Consider the following 20,757-nt stretch of genomic DNA (forward strand, 5'->3'; position numbering starts at 1 on the left):
CGCCCACCGCATTGGACAACAACGCCCGGTGACTATTTATAGGTTGGTAGCAAAGGACACTATTGAGGATAAGATTGTGGAGTTGCATCACCATAAGCGGGATTTGGCGGATAGTTTGCTGGAGGGTGCTGATATGAGTGGTAAGATTTCTACTGAGGCTTTGTTGCAATTGATTCATGAAGGTTAAAGGTTGAGGGATTTGGTGTTTGGCTATTTATTTCGGTTCTTCGGTACTTTTTATGGAGAACCCAGTTTAAAATCATTGAAAGTCTTATTATGTGGGCATTTAATGCTCGTTTGGTGGTAACTTTACCTCAAAATGGGACATACTGGATATTTGCTAATGCTTTTGAACAAGGAGAAACCGGAGATTATCAACTAAGAGCATTTTGACAGTAAAATCAATTACATATAACTTATTTAATCAAGGATAATTTGACAATGAAACTTAAACTATTCTCTCTTGTAGTCAGCATTATTTCCTTAACAAACTTGTGTTTATTTAACATTAAACAGTGCTGGCTTTGAGAGGTTGAGTGGACAAGACAAAACTTTTTTCCAAATTACCGTTGTCACGTTTGAGGTAATATCAAACCACAGAGGACACAGAGAAATGATGTTTTTATTTGATATTATATTATAATTTACTTTGTTTATTTATTTTCCATCAACTACCTTGAACAATAATCTAGAAACTCTACCGGAAAAAAAATACGCTTTAGCACTGCACACTACTACACCGGAATTAGGTTTAGTAATTAGCAATTTTGCAGATGATACTCGCAGCAATGTTTGGAATTTAGGACGTGAGGTATCTAGTCATATTCATCAATATTTAATTGATTTAATTAAACCCCAAAAATGGCAAGATTTACAATTTATTGCTGTGGCTAAGGGTCCGGGAGGTTTTACAGGTACTCGCATCGGTGTTGTGACTGGCCGCACTTTAGGACAACAGTTAGAAATTCCGGTTTTTGCAGTTTCTACTTTAGCTGCATTTGCTTGGTATGAAAAAAGTAAAAATCCAGAAATTCAACCAATTTTAGCTATAGAAATGCCCGCCCAAAGAGGTCAAGTTTTTGGGGCAATTTATCAAATTAATGCTGATAATTCTGGTATTACTGCTTTATTATCAGATACTGTTTTTACACCAGAAAAATGGCAGGAAACTTTAAATAATTGGCAAACAGAATATCAATTAATGCAAGCTACATCTGGTTTAGCAGCAACTGTCACCAGTATTTTAGAATTAGCTTATTTAGATTGGCAACAAGGTAAACGTCCTCATTGGTCTGAAGCTTTACCCTATTATGGTCAACATCCTGTAGATGTTTAATAATAGAATTAATTAATGGTTGAATTAGTGGGTTAAACATTATGACGCTGACTCAAGATACTATCAAACCTGTGCAATTAATTCCACCTTTGGAAAATGGTGATAGACTTACTCGTTCTGAGTTTGAACGTCGTTATCATACCATGCCAGATGTGAAAAAAGTAGATTTAATTGAAGGAATTGTTTATATGGCATCACCTGTAAGAATTAGAAGTCATGGAAAACCTCATGCTTATATCATAACTTGGTTAGGTTTCTATGAGTCAGCTACACCAGGTGTAGAACTCGGTGATAATACCACTGTGCGTCTAGATGCAGATAACGAACCTCAACCAGACGCACTATTAAGAATTGAAAATGGGGGACAGTCGCGGATAAGTGAAGATGATTATGTGGAAGGTGCGCCAGAATTGATTGTAGAAATTGCGGCTAGTAGTGCGGCTATTGATGCCCATGATAAACTTAAAGTATATCGGCGAAATCAGGTACCAGAATATTTAATTTGGCGAGTTTATGACGGTGAGTTTGATTGGTTTATTTTAAAAGATGGAGAATATCAACGGTTAGAAGCTAATGCTGATGGGGTTTTTTGTTCTCAAGTGTTTCCTGGTTTATGGTTAGATAAATCTGCTTTGTTAGCTGGGAATTTAGCTAAGGTATTAGAGATTTTGCAGCAAGGTTTAGCGAGTCCAGAACATCAAATTTTTGTGGAACACTTAGGATAATTATCAATTGATAATTGATAATTGACAATTGATAATTGGGGTTTGCTGAATAAACCTAAAACCTTGATATATCAAAGGTTAGAGGCTGATAAACACAGAAATTAGTGCAAGGGTTTTGAAGGGTATACCGGAAAAAGTGTGCATTTTTTGGGATTTCAAGAGATGGCAAAGAAATTTTCAAATCTCCTCCTGACTCCTGACTCCTGACTCCTGACTCCTATGCCCTCACGGAAAGACTTTCTCAGCAACCCCTAATTGTTTGATTTTTCACACTTAACGAAAAGTCTTGAAAATGATGTAGAAAAATTCGTAATTGATAATCCTAAATTTACGAATTACGAATTACGAATTACGAATTACGAATTACGAATTACAAATTACAAATTATGCTGTAACTTTAGCTAATGCCTTTTCTACTGTGTGTAATGCTTGATTGATGTCTGTATCTGTGACAATTAAAGGAGGTACAAACCGCACGACTTTAGGACCTGCTGGTACTAATAATAAACCTTCATCCATCGCCGCTTTCACAACATCAGCCGCAGTTAAAGAACTATCTTCTTTTATTTCCATCCCATTGATTAAACCCCAACCCCGCACTTCGGAAATATGATGAGGATATTTACGGGCAATCATTTTTAACCCTTCCCGTAAATGTGCGCCTTGTTCTTGGACGTTCTCTAAAATATTCTCTTTTTCCAAAGCTTGGCACACACTTAAAGCTACACCACAAGCAAAAGGATTTCCACCAAATGTACTAGCGTGTTCTCCTGGTTCAAAAATATCACAGAATTTCTTACTCATCATTGCACCGATGGGGATACCACCACCTAGTCCTTTGGCACTGGTGAAAATATCTGGTTCTACTCCCAGATGTTCATAACCCCATAATTTACCACTGCGTCCCATCCCTACTTGCACTTCATCGAAAATCAATAAAATGCCGGTTTCATCACAAATTTCCCGTAATCTTTGGAAATACTTCTTATCTCCAGGACGAACTCCGCCTTCTCCCTGTAAGGGTTCAAGTAAAATTGCACCGACGCGATAATTTCCTTCATCCAACTCAGTAACAGCCGCTTCCACTTCTTTAATATCGTTATATTTGACATAGTGGAAACCAGGCACTAAAGGATCAAAGTTTTTTTGATACTTTGGTTGTCCGGTAGCGGTGACAGTGGCTAATGTCCGGCCGTGAAAACTGGCATGGGCGGTTAAAATAATGGGGTGGGCAATTTCTAAAACGGTGTGAGCGTATTTTCTCGCTAGTTTAATTGCTGCTTCGTTGGCTTCAGCGCCAGAGTTGCAGAAAAACACCCGATCTGCACAGGAATGATCTACAATCCATTTGGCTAATTCCCCTTGTTCGGGAATATAGTATAAATTAGAGACATGATGCAGTTTTTGAATTTGGCGTGTGACTGCCTCTACCATGACAGGGTGGGCGTGTCCCAAAGTACAAGTAGCTATTCCGGCCACAAAATCGAGATATTCCCTGCCTTGGGTATCCCAAACGCGACAGCCAGCACCTCGTTCTAAAGCTATGGGAAAGCGTCCGTAGGTAGACATCACCACTTGATTAAAACTGTCTGCACTAAAGGCAGTCATATTTGAGGGATGTATCGGCTGTTCAACTAAACTTTGGATACTCACTACCGCACCTCCTGAAATTTTTAATTCTATAATCTATTTAGCAGGTTTTTCTAAATAATTCAAAATTTACTATAGTATGAGGAAGAAGTTTTTTTAACTTTTAATTTTTAAGTTTTAATTTTTCAGTCAGCATTTAACTTTTTGCTGATAGCTTAAGGTTGATTGGTTACGATAATTAACCAATTTATCAAACCTTCTGACTCCTGTAAGGGCGTTCGCGAAGCGTGCTGGAAGCATCAGCATTCGGGCGAACAATGAGCAATTTTATGAAAAGGCTGTTTTCCGAATGCTTCGCCCCTACTTCGCCCCTATAACTTCTGACTCCTGAATTTTTACAATTGTCATTACCTGTGTATTCTACCCTTGAGCAAAAATATAAACGTATTCAACAAGAGTTAATGGCTGGGGCTGTAGCCCTAGTCTTTGTGTTCCTTAGTGGCACTTTATGGTATTGGTTGGTGGAGGGCTGGTCATGGGAAGATGCGGTTTACATGACAGTCATTACTTTAGCTACTGTAGGATATAGCGAAACTAACCCGCTAGAGAGTCGGGGACGTTTGTTTACAATTGTCCTGATTTTAATGGGTGTAATCAATCTCGGTTACATTGTCAATAGATTTACTCAAGCAGTAATTGAAGGTTATTTTCAAGAGGGTATTCGACTCAGACAACAAAGGCGTTTAATGGAATCATTAACTGGACATTATATTATCTGTGGTTTTAGTCGGACTGGACGACAAATCGCTAAGGAATTTCAGGCTGAAGGTGTGTCTTTTGCAGTGATTGATTCTGATTTTGAATCTGTGCAACAAGCTCAGTCAGAAGGTTATATTGTCTATCAGGGTGATGCTACCCTGGATGATACTTTGTTGAAGGTTGGTATTGAACGGGCAATTTGTATTGTGGCAGCTTTGCCTTCTGATGCGGAAAATTTATATACTGTTTTATCAGCAAAAACTCTCAATCCTAATATTCGGGCGATCGCACGGGCAAGTACAGAAGAAGCTGTACAAAAATTACAAAGAGGTGGGGCAGATGCGGTGATTTCCCCTTATATTACTGGAGGTAAACGCATGGCTGCGGCTGCACTCAGACCACAGATTTTAGACTTTGTAGATGGGATGCTTTCTGGTGCAGATCGTCAATTATATATGGAAGAATTTTTATTAGATGCGGCGTTCTGTCCTTTTGTGGGGCAAACTTTACAAAAAGCGAAATTGCGATCGCAAACTGGCGCATTAGTTTTAGCTATTCGTCGCAGTGATGGTAATCTCATTGGTGGACCAACGGGAGACACTGTTTTAATGTCAGGAGATACGCTAATTTGTATGGGTACGGCTGAACAACTGCGAAGTTTAAATCAAATTCTTGGACCTATTAATTCTCAACAACTAAGAAGACCAAAACAAAGTTAAGATTTGGGTTAAGATTGGGGATTTTCAATAGTTGTCACTGCTTAAATAATATGGGAGCAGAATTAACTAAACATCAACTTCCATCCATCCATGTAAAGGAGCGATCGCTTTCATTACCGATACCATAATATCTGGTGGTGCTGCCGAAAGTAACACACTGGGATAAACAGCAGCACCCCATTGAGGATGCACCAGTACACAGCATTTGTTTTTGATCACAGGATAATTTAGTAAAGCTTTAGCAACTGCTGTATCATCATGGGGAACAGGACCGGGATGGGAAAGTAAAGGATAACCTGTACGGGGATCAATTAAATCTGTGACATAACCGCGATCGCGCAAATTAAAAGCCACATCACAACCGAACCGCATAAACTTTTCCCGTAACCTTTCTTTTTCTGTTTCTGTTTCCGCAGTAATTTCTAAAAGTGGATATTTTGATTGTTGTAAAACAACCACCACCCACAAAAACTGTTGCTGTGTCCAATCTGGTAATATCTGTTCGCAGTTGGCACAGATATATTGACTGGGGTTATGAATAGAAATTTGTACAGCTTGTCCCGTTTTGCCAACTAAATTAATGGGATAGCCTGGCTCAGAAGTGCAAACACTGGAATAGTTCACCACATTTAATCTGTTTTTGCAAGTTTGTTTAATTATTCCTTGCTTATGATAATAACTCTGAAAACTTCTAAAAAATCATCAATATTTGATGTCAGGAGTTAGGAGTCAGGAGGAAACAGATTTGAGGTTTTATCAAGCAACTCTAAATTAATTGAGTTTTAAAGCATTGACTGGAACTTCATCCCAAGAATTTACAGTACGTAACTGTGCAACCCAACCATCTGCTTTTTGCTTATCAGTCAACCCTTTTTGAAAGGACTCATGACAATCTTGAGCTTGACTCTGATCACAACAAGCAATACAAGCATGAATCATTCCTGATGGATCAATTTGCTCATTTACCCAAATAGTCATAGATACCTCTTTTTAAATCTTGTGGTAAACTTTTGGTAAAACTGTTATATCATGTCCATCTGAAAACTTATCATATCTATAGTGATCCAATTTGATTCCTGAAATTATTTGTTTAGGCAGACAAGAGGCAGTCATGCAAAAGGCAAAAGGGTTTTAGAGAATTTCGGTGTACGGAGTTTTGTTCAATAATCAAATAGGAGTCCTATATTACGGCAGGTAATAGGCAATAGCATAAACAGAGGAGAAAAATTAAAAGCAAAATTAAATAACTTCTGCCTCCTGCCTCCTGCTGTGATTTAAAGTAAGGCTTGTTGGAGTGTTTCCAGTTTGACAGGTTTAGAGATAAAATTATTCATACCCATAGCCAAACATTTATGACGGGTTTCTGAAGAAATATCGGCAGTGAAGCCAATAATAGTGAGTTGTTGGCGATCGCTGTACAAAGTCCGAATTCTTTGGGTTGTTTCCAGTCCATCCATACCAGGCATTTGTATATCCATTAATATCACATCAAAATGCTGATGTTGCAATATTTCAATTGCCTCTTCTCCACTATCTACTGCTTGAGCTTGGTATCCCAAACGTTTCAACATCAATAAGGCAAATTTGCGGTTTACGGCATTATCATCCACAACCAAGACTTTTGCAGAATTCAAGGAACTTGGTTGAGAATTTACATCTTTCAAAGCTGGTGACTCAACCTTCTTGGCTTGAATATCAAACCGGAATTTACTACCAACACCCAAGGTACTTTCTACTGTTAATTGTCCACCCATGATTTCTACAAACTTGCGACTGATCGGTAGCCCTAAACCAGTTCCTGTTTGCGATCGCCTTCCTGCTTCCGATTGTCCAAAAACTTCAAAAATAGTTTCTATTTCTTCCCCAGCAATACCCACACCTGTATCTTCTACTGCAAAAAGTAAGTGATAACCTTTATCCAATGATTCCATATTTTCCACTACTAGGGTAATACCTCCATGCTCAGTAAACTTAATAGCATTACCCAACAAATTAATCAGCACCTGACGCAACTTAGCATCATCTGTAATAATGAAATCTGGCAAATTTTCCCCCAGTTCCAACTCCAAAGATAATCCTTTAGATTCTGCTTGCTGTCTTAGCATCTTCATCAAAGTAGTTACCAACTGGCGCAGGTGACAGGATTTTTCATTTAAGAAAACTTTCCCCGCTTCAATTTTGGACATTTCTAACACATCATCAATCAGTGAAAGTAGATGTTCAGCACTTTGATTGATGGTGTTAATAAAATCCCTTTGTTCTGCTTGTAGACTGGCATCTTTTTCTAATAGCTGACTAAATCCAATAATGGCATTTAGGGGAGTCCTTAACTCATGACTCATACTAGCAAGAAACTGACTTTTGGCACGGTTGGCAGTTTCAGCTGCCTCTTTGGCCTCTACAAGTTCACGTCTAGCTTGTTGCCGTTCTAGATGTGCCGAAATCGCTGCTGCTGCTGCACTGAGCAAGTTTACCTCTGCCCTTTCCCAAATTTCAGCAGTTGTACAATTATCAAACCCAATAAAACCCCAAAACTGACCATTCACCAACAAGGGTAAGACTAAGATAGCCAAAATTCCCTGGGGTTGTAAAATTTCCCTTTCTGAATTGGGAAAATCACTAACCACACCATTGATAATCTTGCCACTAGAAAGAGTTTCTACCCATCTGGGAAAGAACTGGCCGTAGGGAAAATTTTGCAAGTTAGGGTTATCAATTTGTGAATCAATGCCTTGATTACACCATTCAGATTTTTGGCTTGTCAAAAAATTACCATCTGCATCATCATGATTGGCAAACAGATAAACACGGGATGCAGATGATGTTTCTCCTAACCATTGCAGAATTTGTGTGTAGTAGTTAGTGTCAAATTCATTAACTAACAGGTAATTCTGAACATTTACCAAAGTTGAAAGATAACGTTCCCTTACGGCTAAGGCTGCTTCTGCAAGTTTACGATCCGTGATATCTCGACCTACATATTGCATTTCTGCCCATACTGCTGTTGGTTTTATCTTGCCATTGCTGTGAATTTCAATTTCTTCAATTTGTATATACTCTCCCTCTAATGCCCGCACAAATGGTAATCTATCTTTAGGATAAAGTTGGTCTGTTCCCATTACATAAAGTTGATCAACCGTAGCCAAATTATCTAAGTCTTGCTCACTAATTGTTTCTATTCCTAGTAAGGATTTAGTAACTTGGTTTAAGTAAACTACAGAACCATCAATTTGATGAATCGCTACTCCTATGGGCAAACTTTCCAAAAATTGGTTAAGTTCTGCTTTACTCTCAGTCAATTCAATAAATGATTGCTGTAATTGTTCTGCCATTTGGGTAAATGAATCAGACGGTTCACGAACTTCAATAATGGGAGTCGAAATTGGCGATATTTTCTGAAAGTCTCCTTGAGCAATTTGTCTAGCTGCTAAATTTAATTTCAGTAATGGTTGGGCAATTAACTGTGTAGTGAAGAATCCCATTGCTGTGGACAATAAAAAAGCTAGACCGCACAAGAAAATGGTTTTTTCAGTAGCAGATTTAATTTCTGCCATAAAATTTGATTCTGGCAAAACGATCACTATCAACCAATCTAAACCAAGATCATCTTGCCAAGGAGAAATGATCACAAAATATTTTTGATGTTTAATTTTGACTTGTATTTGTTCCTCATTGACAATATTTGTGAAACTGCCCCATTTTTTATTAATTTTTGTCCCCACCTCCCGAATAATTAAGTCTTGACTGTTAGAAACTTGCAATCTTTGTGCTTTACCATTAAGCATTTGAAATGGGCTTTCTTGGGTAGAACTGGCAACTAGCATTCCTGACCGTTCTAGAATAAATGCTTTACCTAAAGATTCTGGTTTTAGCTGTTGCAAAAAATTATTGATGTAAGTTAAACTTAAATCTGTGTCAAAAGCGCCAATAAATTTTCCTTGACGATCATAAAGTGGATAGCTGGCAGCAATTGACATAACTTCTGGATTTGTGTCCCAATTGTAGATTTTGCTCCAGATTGGTTTACCTACTTTCACCACTTGAGAAAACCAAGCTTCGTTTCTGGGTTCATAAGCTTGCACGGCAACTAATTTTGTGCGATCGCCTGCCAAATTTGTATTATATTTATAAGACTTTCCCTGTTCTTTCCCTAGAGGAATTTCTGCAATTTGCGCTATTCCAGCACCGTAATCACCAGCACCAATATATTCGCCTCTCGCTGTAGCAAATTGAATATAACTAGCTCCAAATGTTCGTAACTGTTTGACAAAATACTTACCGGTAGCTGAAAAATTCAATAAGTTCAGTTGTCCAGATTCGTAAGCATCTACATTTAATTGATTGATCTTAACAGGTGTTTCCAAATAATTACTAATTTTCTGCTGAATGCGATCATTAATTTCTAACTGTAAATCAACAACTAGTTTGTTAACTGCCAAGGAGCCGTTTTGATAGGAAAAATATCCCACTAGGGCAACAACACAGACAATTTGTAAAACAAATGGAACTATTAGTATCCGTCGTAATGGTGCTGTCCCTAATTTTTTAATAATCCACTGTTGATCAGTATGGCTCTTCATGTTTTCAACAGAGTACAAATTCTTTGATTATGATTGTCAGATGCTTTAGTCTGACAGGTTGTTTCAGATGGCCGTTTGCTAATAATAACTGAATGCTTACCATCAAATTAGTTTGAGGCAACTATCCCAGAGGAAGTCTCAAAAATCTCAACCTACTGCTGGGATGTAAACACTCCAGACTCAATGAAGTAGTCTATCTCTAGTTCATTTTTCCATCTTCCATATAAATAATCCGATCTGCTATATCTAAAATGCGGTTATCGTGAGTCACAAGCAAAATGGTACAACCTTGCTCTTTCGCTAATTTTTGCATTAATTCTACCACATCCCGTCCTGATTGTTTATCTAATGAAGCAGTAGGTTCATCTGCTAATACTATTTTAGGATGACTCACTAAAGCACGGGCGATCGCTACTCTTTGTTTTTGTCCTCCTGATAAACTCTCTGGATAGTAATCTACACGATCTCCTAACCCAACTTCTTCTAACATGGAAATAGCTTTAGTATTAATATCTTGATTTAAATATTCTTTATGCAACTCTAAGGACATTCTCACATTTTCTTTAGCTGTTAAAAAGGTCATCAAATTATGCGCTTGGAAAATATAACCAATTTGACGACGCAATTTAGTTAACTTGCTTTTACTTGCTCCCCGCATTTCTTGATTTAATATTTGCAAACTTCCTGCTTGAGCAGAACGTAACCCACCCATTAATGATAATAAGGTGGTTTTACCTGAACCAGAAGGACCGGTCATAATCACAATTTCCCCGGCTTTAATTTCTAAGTTTATATCAAATAATACTTGTTTTTTTAAATTTCTTTCACCAAAATAATGATTGAGTTGAGTAACATGAATTACTGTATCTGAAGCAATTTTTGATTGAGTATTAATTTTTAACATGGTTTGTTGTGAGTATTTTGTGATGGTTTGTAGTCAGTAATTTATTGCCTATTCTTGCTGAACACATCAGGACTAAAGTCCTGACTACGAACTTTTTAGCAACTTTAAAAAATGTCCGCAGGGTCAGCAGAACGAAGTTTTTTCAGGGCGATCGCTCCTGAAACACTACACATAATTACCGTCATAATAAACACTGTAATTGCCCGATCTACTTTCATGGAAATGGGTAACATAGTGGCTGCAAAGGTGAGTTGATATAATCCAAAAGAAAGAAAAAATGCCGGTAAATAACCTAAAATAGCTAATAATAAAGCCTCTTGTATTAAAACTCCTAAAAGATAACTATCTGTATAACCCATTGCTTTAAGAGTTGCATATTCTGGAAGATGATCGGAAACGTCAGAATAAAGAATCTGATAAACAATCACAATACCAACAATAAATCCAACTCCTACACCCAAACCAAAAATAAAACCAATACCTGTACCATTAGCCCAATAATTCTTTTCTTTTTGGGCAAAATCTTCTGGTGTTCCTATTTCTACAAAGGGATTTTTAGGATCTGGATTTAATCCTATTCTCAGTTGTGTTTTGATTTTCTCCACATCTGCACCCGGTTGGAGATTAATTAAACCTACTTCAATTTGATCGGGTTTACGTTCAGGAAATAATTGCAAAAAAGTGGAATCACTCGTAATCACATTACCATCAGCAGCAAAGGAAGCACCATTACTAAATACACCTTTAACACTCACAGATTTGCTATTTAATTCTGTTTGAAAATTGCCTGTTTTTTGGAATATTTCACCTACAGCACCATATTCTGGACGGCCAGCTTGATCAAACATCACTTGATTTAGTGGTTTGAGAGCATCATTATTTTTTTGCACTTCTGGAAATTTCAATCCTGGTTGATTTGGATCGACTCCCCAAACTAAAATAGCTCGATCAATTCGTGTTTCAGGATTGCGCCATTGTCCTGTACCAATATAAACAGAATTAACTGATTTTACTCCATTATAACTTAATGCTTGATATAGTTTATCTCTGGAAAAACTTTTTACAGAAAACAAGGTATTAAACTGAGGATTAATCAATACTAAATCTGCGGATAAATTGCGATGTGGTTGAATAGCTGCATCAAACAATGCACTTTCAAAACCCATCTGAATAAAAATCAACATATCAGCAAAAGTAATTCCCGCGACTGCAACAGCTAACCGCGTTTTTTCTTTCATTAACTGACGCAAAGCAAGAGGTGTTTTCAGAAATAGTTTTTTAGTCATTAGTTGTTAGTCAGGAGTCAGGAGTTAGAATTTAGAAGAGGAAAACATTTTAACCAATTAGCAATTACCAATTACCAATTACCAATTACCAATTACCAATTACCAATTACCCATTACCCATTACAATTCAATTGCTGTTTGTACTTGTAAGTTGGTTAAACCTGCAACTTTTTTACTATCTTCAGGAGTGAGTTTAATTTTAACTTCAATAACTCGACTGTCTAAATTTTCCCCTGGTTGGTTACTAAACACATTTTGACGATTGACTTGTAAACCAATTTGGGCAACTTCTCCGAGCAGTTCACCTGTAAATGTAGGACTGATAATTACAGCTTTTTGTCCAATCTTTATCTTACTAATATCAGTTTGATAAACTTCTGCTACTGCTAACATTTGTTCTGTTTGTGCAAAGTCAGCAATACCAGATTCACTTATTTTCTCACCGACACGGGTATGAATTTTGAGAATTTTTCCTGTCATGGGAGCGCGAATAAATGCTGCTTGGAGTTCGGTTTGGGCGCGTTTAAGATCAGCGATCGCACTTTCAACTTCTGTTTGTGCTAAGTTCACATCTACAGGACGAACTTCGGCAATACTGTTAAGTGTAGCTTTGGCTTCGCTAATTTGTTTATTGCTAGTAGTGTTAATTCTATTTAATGCTACTTTTGCTTCTGCTAATTGTTTGGTTGCTGTAGAATTTATACGTTCAATAACTGCTTTTGCTTCACTTAATTTTTGTTTGGCAGTTTCCACATTTAACCGTTTACTATCAATTAAAGAATTAGAAATTGCACCCTCTGAATATAACTGTTGATAACGTTGATATTCTGATTCTGCATTATTTAATTCTGCGGTTAATTTATTAATAGTTGCTTGTTGGGCAATTCTATCACCTTGCCATTGAGCTTCTATTCTGGCAATATTTTGTTGTTGGGCGTTTTTATCACCTTCATACTGGGCTTTTATTCTCTCAACATTAGCTGTTTGTGCTTGAATTTCTCCAGTTTTAGCTCCAGCTTTTATTTGCTCAAGTTTGGCTTGGGCAACTCTCACTTGTTTCTCAGCTTGTTGGACAGCATTTTCTAAGGCATAACGGGATGTTAAAATCGCTATTACCTCTCCTGCTTTCACTATATTACCTTCTTTAAAGAGGATTTTTTCTACTCTATCTCCATCTAATGCTAAAGGTGCAGATAGCTTAATTACTTCTGTTTCTGGTTCTAATCTTCCTAAAGTTGTCACCTTACTAGGAATAGCACCAGTTTCTGTTAATTCTCCAGTGGTGGCATTGCCAATTTTACTAAAATTAGAAATACCGTAAATTACAATTCCCGCAGTTATAGCTGTGGCGGCTAAAACCAAAACAATTAACCCTTGATTTCCTGGTTTCAATAATAATTTATAACTCATTTTCTTGACTCCCCACAATAAAAAAATCTGCGTTTATCTGCGTCTATCTGCGTTCAATTAATGATATTTACTTTTTCTTTGTCTGTAAATAAGCTGTTAACATTTCCCCTAAAAGTTGGCATTGTTCCAGGAAATCAATTGTTTCATCACCCCATAATTTTTCCAGAATTACACCGTTGACAAAACTCAATACAAATGATGCTAAAACTTGATCTTCAATACCCAAAAATTCACAAGCTGCTTGTTGATATCTTTTGTTAGCACGTTTAAAAACTTTGCTATTATTCAGCATGGTTTTTGAGTCTTGATTTTGACAAAAATCAACCCAAACATAGGTCCATTTAATTAGGTAATCTTCATTGTTGACAAGATAATTACCCAAAGCTGTCATCATTTCTGAAATGTTGTTTTTCCCTCCTAATTCTGCTAAAGCTGCAATCACATCTTGCTGACTAATTTCTTCTACCAGTTGCTCAAATAAAGCTTGTTTACTGGGGAAGTAATGATAAAGCGTACCCGTGGAAACCCCTAAACTCTGGGCAATTTGCCGCATGGTAATAGTGCCATAACCTTTTTCAGCAAATAAATTAAAACACTTGCCGAGTAATTCTTTGCGGTATTGTTCATGATCCACAATTTTCGGCATAGTTGATGTTTTGTTGTTTGTTTTATATCGAACGGTCGTTATTTTAACTTAATATCAAAGATAGAGTTTTGTCAAGGTGTGAGTTTTTAACAAACTGCTATCCGGTTTACCGAAATTTCCAGTTGGGTAAGTCCTAATATTGTGAAATGAGTAAAGTTGGTATAATGTTAACAGATTTTATAGATTTTTTGGAAAAATTTACATTTGTGAGTGTATCTCACTAAATACTGGTGCTGATTAATAGCAGCTAAAAAGTTGACCCTGCTGGAATTGGGCAACAAAATCTGCCAAAAAAATATCTACATTAGTAACAACTCTAAATATCCTTTCAGATAAAGAAATGCAAAACCAACCTCAAGACAAAGATAATCTGTTAACCAAAAGCCATGATCATGCGCCTTGGAAAAAAGCAGCGGCTTCTTTATCCTTGGTGTTGCTGGGATCAGGGATGACTTTTGCAGGAGGCTATTTAGCAAATAACCAACAGCAAGTTGCTGAAACTGCATCTAAACTAGCTGTACAAAGTGTAAACGCAGCGCCGCCATTACCAGGAAACACAGATCCGAATTTTGTGACTCAGGTTGTACAGAGAGTAGGACCTGCGGTGGTGCGAATTAATTCTTCCCGCACTGTGCAAAGCAGGATACCGGAAGAATTTAATGATCCGTTTTTCCGGCAGTTTTTTGGGTCAAGATTACCGCAAGGAGGAAACCGGGTAGAAAGAGGTGCGGGTTCAGGTTTCATCATAAGTGCGGATGGTCGTATTCTTACCAATGCTCATGTGGTTGAAGGTGCGGATAGGGTGACAGTCACTTTAAAGGATGGACGCACTTTTCAAGGTAAAGTAGTAGGAAAAGATGAATTAACTGATGTGGCAGTGGTAAAGATTGAAGCGAATAATTTACCGACGGTGACTTTGGGTAATTCTGATCAGTTACAACCGGGACAATGGGCGATCGCTATTGGTAATCCCTTGGGTTTAGATAATACTGTAACTACAGGTATTATTAGCGCCACAGGACGTTCTAGCAACCAAGTAGGTGTTCCTGATAAACGAGTAGAATTTATTCAAACCGACGCAGCAATTAACCCTGGTAACTCTGGCGGTCCATTGCTAAATGCTCGTGGAGAAGTGATTGGTATGAATACAGCAATCATTCAGGGAGCGCAAGGTTTAGGATTTTCAATTCCTATTAATACAGCAAAACGAATTTCTGATCAATTAATCACTACAGGTAAAGCGCAACATCCATATTTAGGCATTCAGATGGTAGGGATCACACCTGAGTTAAGGCAACGGATTAATTCAGATCCCAACAGTGGTTTAACTGTGAATGAAAATCAAGGAGTATTAATAGTTAGAGTCATGCCCGACTCACCCGCAGCGAAAGCTGGAATACGTGCTGGGGATGTGATTCAAAGGCTAAACGGTGAAGCAGTAACAGAAGCATCTGCTGTACAGAAAGCGGTAGAAAAAGCACAAGTGGGAGGGAATTTACGCTTAGATTTACGTCGCAATGGACAAAGTATTAATATCGCTGTTAGACCTGGAACTTTTCCCACAAATCTCCAATAATTAGAGTGGGCAGGAAGCAGGAGTTATTTATTTTGGATTTTGGATTTTGGATTGTTTTTGTTATCTCCAATCTCAGAGGATGTTGGAAAAGTATTAGAATTCATGGAGATACACCCAACCACCCTTACAAAGCAGGGCGTTTTCATTCTCTAAATTTGCGATCGCTAGAACCTTTTGACCATCAATATTTGGGCTTGTTTTTCATATTAATTAATCAAAAATTAGAAAAAAAAGCCTCTATTGACCTGTGGAAAAGGGTTTTGGGGAAATGATTTTGCAATTTACCCCCGACTTGGAAAATGCCCTGCTTTTTCAGGGGGATAATGGGGAATCTGCGGGTGTCAAATCCCACACGAAAAAGTTTTCAAACAACCTCTAAAATCTAAAATCTAAAATTATTTTGCCTCTTGTCTTTTGCCTTCTGTTACCTGTTACCTGTTACCTGTTACCTGTTACCTTTCCAAACAGATATGATAACTATTCAAAGAGAGGTGATATAGTAGGAAAAGCTAAGAGCAAAAATAGCTAAAAGCACAGGAATTATAGTATTAGATTCCAATTGGCGATTTTTGAGGATTTTGAAGCAAGATATGGGAATAATTACAGGCCAGAAAATGGTAGTGATTACAAACATAACAAAGGATAAAAATTTATCCTCTGGTGTATATGTAGGGTGAAGAAGGGAAAACTTTAACCAATTGGTAAAAAAATAGCAAGTCATTAGTAGGTAACTAATCACTAATGTTAATTGGATCTGGGTCACTATTTGCACTCCTAAATAATTTTTTGGTTCTGATTACTTCCTCTCATACATTTTGCGCCAAGTCTTTCACAATGGAAAATTATCAATTGATAAGGTAGTTAGGATAGCAATTATACATATAAATGTTAATCAGCTATTCCTTTTTTGGTATAGCACAGGTCTAAAAAAGTGGCAAATAAAATGCAGCATCAGCTACATCCTCATTAGATGTACTAGAACCAGTTAATTTGGAACAGACAAAATAGCTGGGAAAATGCTGACCTCAAAATTCAGGAGTGAAGAGTCAGTAGTTAAAGTAATTAAATGGGAATTTAAAGTTGGGAAGTAGACGAAGACCGATAAGTATAACCGACTTGAGAATCTTTTTGAATGTACTGTTTAATACTGTCGAAATCAATGAAATAATCAGCCACATCAATCAGGCTATCACTGGTCATGCTTTGTAGGCCAATTACTTCTACTCTAGATCCCAAGCTGGTAACTGCATTGACAGCATAGGCTAAATCTCCATCTCCACTGACTAACACAGCAGTATCGTAGTAGGGAGCTAGAGTAATCATATCCACAGCAATTTCCACATTGAGATTGGGTTTTTTACCATTCTCGGAAACTGCAAGTATATCTTTGGTGACTACACGATAGCCATTGCGACGCATCCACAACAGAAACCCCTGTTGCTTTTCTTTGCTGGCATCAACACCAGTATAAAAGAAAGCCCGTAAAAGCCTAGAGGTTTGAGTTAAACGACAAAGTAATTTAACATAGTCAATTTCAATGCCTAGTTGCAAGGCACAGTGAAATAAGCTTAAACCATCAATAAAAATGGCTACTCTACCGCGATTAAGATCATCACCAATGCTCATATCGTTAATAGCCTCTTGTGGCTTGATATCTCGACCTTTGACAGTTGTTTTGATTGCAGTTGGTCCTTGCCAATGTGGTTTTTCTTTAAGTTCTTTATATTCGTTTGTTTTTTTGTGAACATTAGTAAAATTCATTGATGCCTCAAGATTTTAAATTGGGATGTCTTTGATAAATTGCTATTATCTAGTATAGTCGCTGCTAAGTTCATAACCTTTGTAGTAAACTTAGCAAGAAACTCTCTCAAGAGAAGATTTGCAAATAAACTTAACTTACAGCAGAATTCATGAGTCAGTAGAGAAGTTTGGGCGGAATGTCTGTGCAGTAAGTAGTCAGGAGTAAACCAGGCTTGATACTGGATTTTGAAGGGAAATTTTCTAAAATTCTGTAGTTCATTTACCTGCACTGGTGTATTTGGACTTATGGCTGATATTGAAGTGATAACCCAGAATTTGGGAGTATTTCAAGATCCCTGTTGGCACAGGGACAAATATTAAAAAAATATTAAAAAATTGTGATCATTTCAGGTGGAAGTTACTTTTGTATTTTCGGTGTTTTCTATGGTAAGAGGCGTGAGGCCTTGTATGGTGAGAACAGAGCAATAAGCATGATGTAAAACGTAGTTGCTGACGCTGCCTAATAAAACTTCACTGATGCCAGTACGTCCCCTGCGACCGACTATAATTAAGTCAGCTGGCCAACTTAAAGCTAATTCACAGATCACTCGGCCTGCATCACCTACTGTTTGGGTAAATTCAGTTTTGACACCTGCCTTAATTGCCGTTTGAGTTAGCGATCGCATCCAATCTAGTCTATCTTGTTTTAGTTTATCCCAAGCTTGCATATATTGATTAATAGTTTCAGTATGCAAGGTAGGATAAATTGTTTCTGGTTGCAAAAATATGGGATTGATGTAAGGATCTTCTAAGGGGGATAGAACGTGAAGCAACATCATTTCTGCCTCACTTGCCTGAGCCAAAAATAGAGCTTGATCAAAAATATACTGACTTCTTTCTGAGTTGTCGAGAGCAACTAAAATTTTGTGAAACATAGTTAGTCTTCCTTGGGGAGTATTTTAAATCTATACCTATTGTGGTTTTTATCTGATATAACTTCGGCTATATTGGCCATGTTAATCAATTTTTGGGAAATATGCAGGAATAATAAATCATCAACTCGCTGAGTATCAATATTGTAAACTTGTTGTAAGAATTCAGGAGTCGGGAGTCAGGAGCCAGGAGTCAGGATCAGAATTTTTAAATCAGGAATTAGGAATGAACTGATTCGAGATTTTATAAGAAAATAGGCTGTATCTTTAACAGTGCAACAAGGATCACAAATTTAAAAGTTTTCTGTCTGTTACGAAGATTTACAAAAATCATAGGTAATACTTAGGGGAAAAGATTGATTACCAATCACCAATTATCAGTTACCCATGCAAAATCCTTGCAGCTAAAATCCGAAATCCAAAATCAGTATCAGGAGGTGATGGTGATGGTGTTAAGATTTCGCAACCGTAAAGAAGCAGGAAAAATGTTAGCGCAAAATTTGACCGCTTATGCTAACGAAGAAAACTTGTTGGTGTTAGCTTTACCGCGTGGGGGTGTGCCAGTGGCGTTTGAAGTAGCGAAAGCTTTAAATGCACCTTTAGATGTTTGTATAGTGAGAAAATTGGGTGTACCTGGTCATAAAGAATTGGCAATGGGGGCGATCGCTTCTGGGGGAATAGGGGTACTAAATTCTGATGTGATAAATACGTTGGGAATAGATAAAGAAGCGATTCAGGCAGTTGCGGCTGAGGAGTTGCAAGAATTACAGCGGCGCGATCGCACTTATCGCGGGGATGCTCCACCTCTAAACGTCGAAAATAAAACTGTGATTTTGATAGATGACGGTATTGCTACTGGTTCAACTATGCGTGCTGCTATTGCGATTCTTCAACAACAACAACCTAAAAAAATAGTTGTTGCTATACCAGTTGCACCGACAAGCACTTATAAAGAATTGCAGTCAGAAGTAGATGAAATAGTGTGTTTGCAAATTCCAGGAATCCTCTCTGCGATTGGATTATGGTATGAAGACTTTTCCCAAACTACTGATGAGGAAGTGAGAGAAATTTTAGATTTACAGAGTGTAAACTTCCTCAATTAATGCTGCTAAATCTTTGTTTCTGCCATTATCAGCTGATTATTGATTACTGATAGCTGAATACTTACGATTTTAGATTTTACCAATCACCAATCACCAATCACCAATCACCAATTACCAATTACCAATCACCAATCACTTAAAAGGTTAAACCAATGAAAGCTCAAGAATCTGGGAATGTTTTAGAGCAAATAGTTACTATTGAGGTAGGACTACTAAGACTCAAAGGAGAATTAGTTGTACCGCCAGAAGCTCAGGGAATTGTTGTATTTGCTCATTGTAGTGGCAGTAGTCGCTATAGTAGCCGCAATCATTATTTAGCTCATTTGTTGCGTCAGCAAGAAGGATTGGCAACTATATTAATAGATTTATTGACGGAAGAAGAAGATGCAATTGATCAGCGTACTCAACATTTACGTTATGATATTAGTTTTCTGGCTTCGCGGTTAATTACCGTCACAGACTGGTTGTTTGAAAATACCCTGACTCGTGATTTAAAAGTTGGTTACTTTGGTGTAAATAGAGGTAGTGGGGCAGCATTTTTAGCTGCATTAGCTCGTCCGATGAATGTGGGGGCGATTGTTTGCCGTAGTGGTTATACTGATTTGGTAATTGAAAGTCTTGGTTATGTACAAACTCCAACTTTGTTGATTGTTGGTGGTAATGATTGTGCGATAATTGCCATGAATGAGGATGCAATAGTAGAAATTCCCACTCAGCATAAACAATTAGAAATTATTCCTGAAGCTAGTCACAAGTTTAGCGAACCTGGTGCTATGGAGGAAGTAGGAAGATTAGCGAGTCAATGGTTTAAATATTATCTTTCACCTGTTGAGGAAAAGGAATTGCATTTACACGCAATGTCGTTATTAATTGATAATTGACAATTGATAATTGATAATTGTTTCATTCAATGTTAAAAACCTCCCCTAAGTTCATTCCTCAATTAAATTCAATTATTTCACTTAGTCTCTGATTGAAAACACTTATAGTTAAGATTCAGCTAAGGAAATAAGAGTAAATCAATAGTTGATATAATTAATTGTTTTAATTTTCCAAATTCCAACCCAAGGCAGATGCTACTTGACTGGCTAATTCTAGAGGATTAAATGGTTTGGCGATCGCACTTTTCATACCTAACTGAGCATAGCGACGACGATCAGCGGCTTGAATTTTGGCAGTTAACAAAATCACAGGAATTTCTTTTGTATTTGGATTTGCTTGTAAATTTGCAAAAGCAGCAATTCCATCCATATCTGGCATCATGACATCTAGTAAAATAGCATCTGGTTGATGATTTTCTGCTTGTACTATTCCCTCTTTCCCAGAACTAGCTGTCAGCACTTCCCAACCTGCAACAGTTTCTAAACAAATTTTGGCTACTTCTTGAATATACTGCTCATTATCAACTACTAAAATTCGCTTTTTGTTCATAATTTCTATCCCCTGATAAA

The 20,757-nt window shown here is 37.4% G+C and carries 18 protein-coding genes; 7 read left to right on the top strand and 11 right to left on the bottom strand.

The window, feature by feature from the left end; translation table 11 throughout:
* From FFR48_RS01720 to FFR48_RS01730, 3 genes are all read left to right on the top strand, one after another.
* A partial coding sequence (locus FFR48_RS01720) for a hypothetical protein (protein WP_162501829.1) occupies positions 1 to 187 on the top strand: 187 nt, incomplete at its 5' end.
* Between the two features lie 489 nt (positions 188 to 676).
* Positions 677 to 1,336, top strand: coding sequence for a tRNA (adenosine(37)-N6)-threonylcarbamoyltransferase complex dimerization subunit type 1 TsaB (gene tsaB / locus FFR48_RS01725; protein WP_137666148.1), 660 nt, complete (start codon positions 677 to 679; stop codon positions 1,334 to 1,336).
* A 41-nt stretch (positions 1,337 to 1,377) separates the two neighbouring features.
* Complete coding sequence (locus FFR48_RS01730) at positions 1,378 to 2,061, top strand: Uma2 family endonuclease (RefSeq protein ID WP_201277555.1); 684 nt, start codon at positions 1,378 to 1,380, stop codon at positions 2,059 to 2,061.
* 384 nt (positions 2,062 to 2,445) lie between these two features.
* On the opposite strand, the gene FFR48_RS01735 is transcribed toward FFR48_RS01730, so the two are convergent.
* The gene (locus FFR48_RS01735; RefSeq protein WP_137666149.1) at positions 2,446 to 3,714 is read right to left on the bottom strand and encodes an aspartate aminotransferase family protein; all 1,269 of its coding nucleotides are present in this window, start codon (positions 3,712 to 3,714) and stop codon (positions 2,446 to 2,448) included.
* 350 nt (positions 3,715 to 4,064) lie between these two features.
* Here FFR48_RS01735 and FFR48_RS01740 point away from each other — a divergent pair, with 350 nt between their 5' ends.
* On the top strand, positions 4,065 to 5,129 hold the full coding sequence (locus FFR48_RS01740; protein WP_307722500.1) for a potassium channel family protein: 1,065 nt from the start codon (positions 4,065 to 4,067) through the stop codon (positions 5,127 to 5,129).
* A gap of 66 nt (positions 5,130 to 5,195) precedes the next feature.
* Here FFR48_RS01740 and FFR48_RS01745 read toward each other — a convergent pair whose 3' ends face one another.
* The 7 genes from FFR48_RS01745 to FFR48_RS01780 form a co-directional block, all read right to left on the bottom strand.
* Positions 5,196 to 5,756 (bottom strand): methylmalonic aciduria and homocystinuria type D protein, encoded by a 561-nt coding sequence (locus tag FFR48_RS01745; RefSeq protein ID WP_096571640.1) that lies wholly within the window; start codon positions 5,754 to 5,756, stop codon positions 5,196 to 5,198.
* Positions 5,757 to 5,900: 144 nt separating this feature from the next.
* Positions 5,901 to 6,107: a glycogen debranching protein gene (locus FFR48_RS01750; protein WP_096571641.1), complete on the bottom strand. Its 207-nt coding sequence runs from the start codon at positions 6,105 to 6,107 to the stop codon at positions 5,901 to 5,903.
* Between the two features lie 296 nt (positions 6,108 to 6,403).
* Complete coding sequence (locus FFR48_RS01755; protein WP_137666150.1) at positions 6,404 to 9,709, bottom strand: response regulator; 3,306 nt, start codon at positions 9,707 to 9,709, stop codon at positions 6,404 to 6,406.
* Positions 9,710 to 9,908: 199 nt separating this feature from the next.
* Entirely contained in the window at positions 9,909 to 10,613 is a 705-nt protein-coding gene (locus FFR48_RS01760; protein WP_137666151.1) for a DevA family ABC transporter ATP-binding protein, read from the bottom strand.
* Between the two features lie 104 nt (positions 10,614 to 10,717).
* Positions 10,718 to 11,899 (bottom strand): ABC transporter permease DevC, encoded by a 1,182-nt coding sequence (gene devC / locus FFR48_RS01765; protein WP_137666152.1) that lies wholly within the window; start codon positions 11,897 to 11,899, stop codon positions 10,718 to 10,720.
* Between the two features lie 120 nt (positions 11,900 to 12,019).
* Positions 12,020 to 13,309, bottom strand: coding sequence for an ABC exporter membrane fusion protein (locus tag FFR48_RS01775; protein ID WP_137666153.1), 1,290 nt, complete (start codon positions 13,307 to 13,309; stop codon positions 12,020 to 12,022).
* Positions 13,310 to 13,376: 67 nt separating this feature from the next.
* Positions 13,377 to 13,955, bottom strand: coding sequence for a TetR/AcrR family transcriptional regulator (locus tag FFR48_RS01780; RefSeq protein ID WP_137666154.1), 579 nt, complete (start codon positions 13,953 to 13,955; stop codon positions 13,377 to 13,379).
* Between the two features lie 340 nt (positions 13,956 to 14,295).
* On the opposite strand from FFR48_RS01780, the gene FFR48_RS01785 reads away from it, so the two are divergent.
* Positions 14,296 to 15,531 (top strand): HhoA/HhoB/HtrA family serine endopeptidase, encoded by a 1,236-nt coding sequence (locus FFR48_RS01785; protein ID WP_096571646.1) that lies wholly within the window; start codon positions 14,296 to 14,298, stop codon positions 15,529 to 15,531.
* A gap of 1,074 nt (positions 15,532 to 16,605) precedes the next feature.
* Here FFR48_RS01785 and FFR48_RS01790 read toward each other — a convergent pair.
* Together FFR48_RS01790 and FFR48_RS01795 are read right to left on the bottom strand one after the other, a co-directional pair.
* On the bottom strand, positions 16,606 to 17,292 hold the full coding sequence (locus FFR48_RS01790; RefSeq protein WP_137666155.1) for a LabA-like NYN domain-containing protein: 687 nt from the start codon (positions 17,290 to 17,292) through the stop codon (positions 16,606 to 16,608).
* Positions 17,293 to 17,678: 386 nt separating this feature from the next.
* Positions 17,679 to 18,206, bottom strand: coding sequence for a universal stress protein (locus FFR48_RS01795; protein ID WP_137666156.1), 528 nt, complete (start codon positions 18,204 to 18,206; stop codon positions 17,679 to 17,681).
* 443 nt (positions 18,207 to 18,649) lie between these two features.
* Here FFR48_RS01795 and FFR48_RS01800 point away from each other — a divergent pair, with 443 nt between their 5' ends.
* Entirely contained in the window at positions 18,650 to 19,306 is a 657-nt protein-coding gene (locus FFR48_RS01800; protein WP_137666183.1) for a phosphoribosyltransferase, read from the top strand.
* A gap of 152 nt (positions 19,307 to 19,458) precedes the next feature.
* Complete coding sequence (locus tag FFR48_RS01805; RefSeq protein ID WP_096571651.1) at positions 19,459 to 20,187, top strand: dienelactone hydrolase family protein; 729 nt, start codon at positions 19,459 to 19,461, stop codon at positions 20,185 to 20,187.
* Positions 20,188 to 20,350: 163 nt separating this feature from the next.
* Here the strand turns inward: FFR48_RS01805 and FFR48_RS01810 are convergent, their stop codons facing one another.
* Positions 20,351 to 20,737, bottom strand: a complete 387-nt coding sequence (locus FFR48_RS01810; RefSeq protein ID WP_137666157.1) for a response regulator — start codon at positions 20,735 to 20,737, stop codon at positions 20,351 to 20,353.
* Positions 20,738 to 20,757: the final 20 nt, after the last annotated feature.

This window comes from Sphaerospermopsis reniformis (genome assembly GCF_005402885.1).
GTDB lineage: Bacteria > Cyanobacteriota > Cyanobacteriia > Cyanobacteriales > Nostocaceae > Sphaerospermopsis > Sphaerospermopsis kisseleviana.

Coding starts and splice junctions, on each gene's coding strand:
- FFR48_RS01730 (WP_201277555.1), top strand. CDS start 1,378: ATGACGCTGACTCAAGATACTATCAAACCTGTGCAATTAATTCCACCT.
- FFR48_RS01750 (WP_096571641.1), bottom strand. CDS start 6,107: ATGACTATTTGGGTAAATGAGCAAATTGATCCATCAGGAATGATTCAT.
- FFR48_RS01755 (WP_137666150.1), bottom strand. CDS start 9,709: ATGAAGAGCCATACTGATCAACAGTGGATTATTAAAAAATTAGGGACA.
- FFR48_RS01760 (WP_137666151.1), bottom strand. CDS start 10,613: ATGTTAAAAATTAATACTCAATCAAAAATTGCTTCAGATACAGTAATT.
- devC (WP_137666152.1), bottom strand. CDS start 11,899: ATGACTAAAAAACTATTTCTGAAAACACCTCTTGCTTTGCGTCAGTTA.
- FFR48_RS01775 (WP_137666153.1), bottom strand. CDS start 13,309: ATGAGTTATAAATTATTATTGAAACCAGGAAATCAAGGGTTAATTGTT.
- FFR48_RS01780 (WP_137666154.1), bottom strand. CDS start 13,955: ATGCCGAAAATTGTGGATCATGAACAATACCGCAAAGAATTACTCGGC.
- FFR48_RS01785 (WP_096571646.1), top strand. CDS start 14,296: ATGCAAAACCAACCTCAAGACAAAGATAATCTGTTAACCAAAAGCCAT.
- FFR48_RS01790 (WP_137666155.1), bottom strand. CDS start 17,292: ATGAATTTTACTAATGTTCACAAAAAAACAAACGAATATAAAGAACTT.
- FFR48_RS01795 (WP_137666156.1), bottom strand. CDS start 18,206: ATGTTTCACAAAATTTTAGTTGCTCTCGACAACTCAGAAAGAAGTCAG.
- FFR48_RS01800 (WP_137666183.1), top strand. CDS start 18,650: ATGGTGTTAAGATTTCGCAACCGTAAAGAAGCAGGAAAAATGTTAGCG.
- FFR48_RS01805 (WP_096571651.1), top strand. CDS start 19,459: ATGAAAGCTCAAGAATCTGGGAATGTTTTAGAGCAAATAGTTACTATT.
- FFR48_RS01810 (WP_137666157.1), bottom strand. CDS start 20,737: ATGAACAAAAAGCGAATTTTAGTAGTTGATAATGAGCAGTATATTCAA.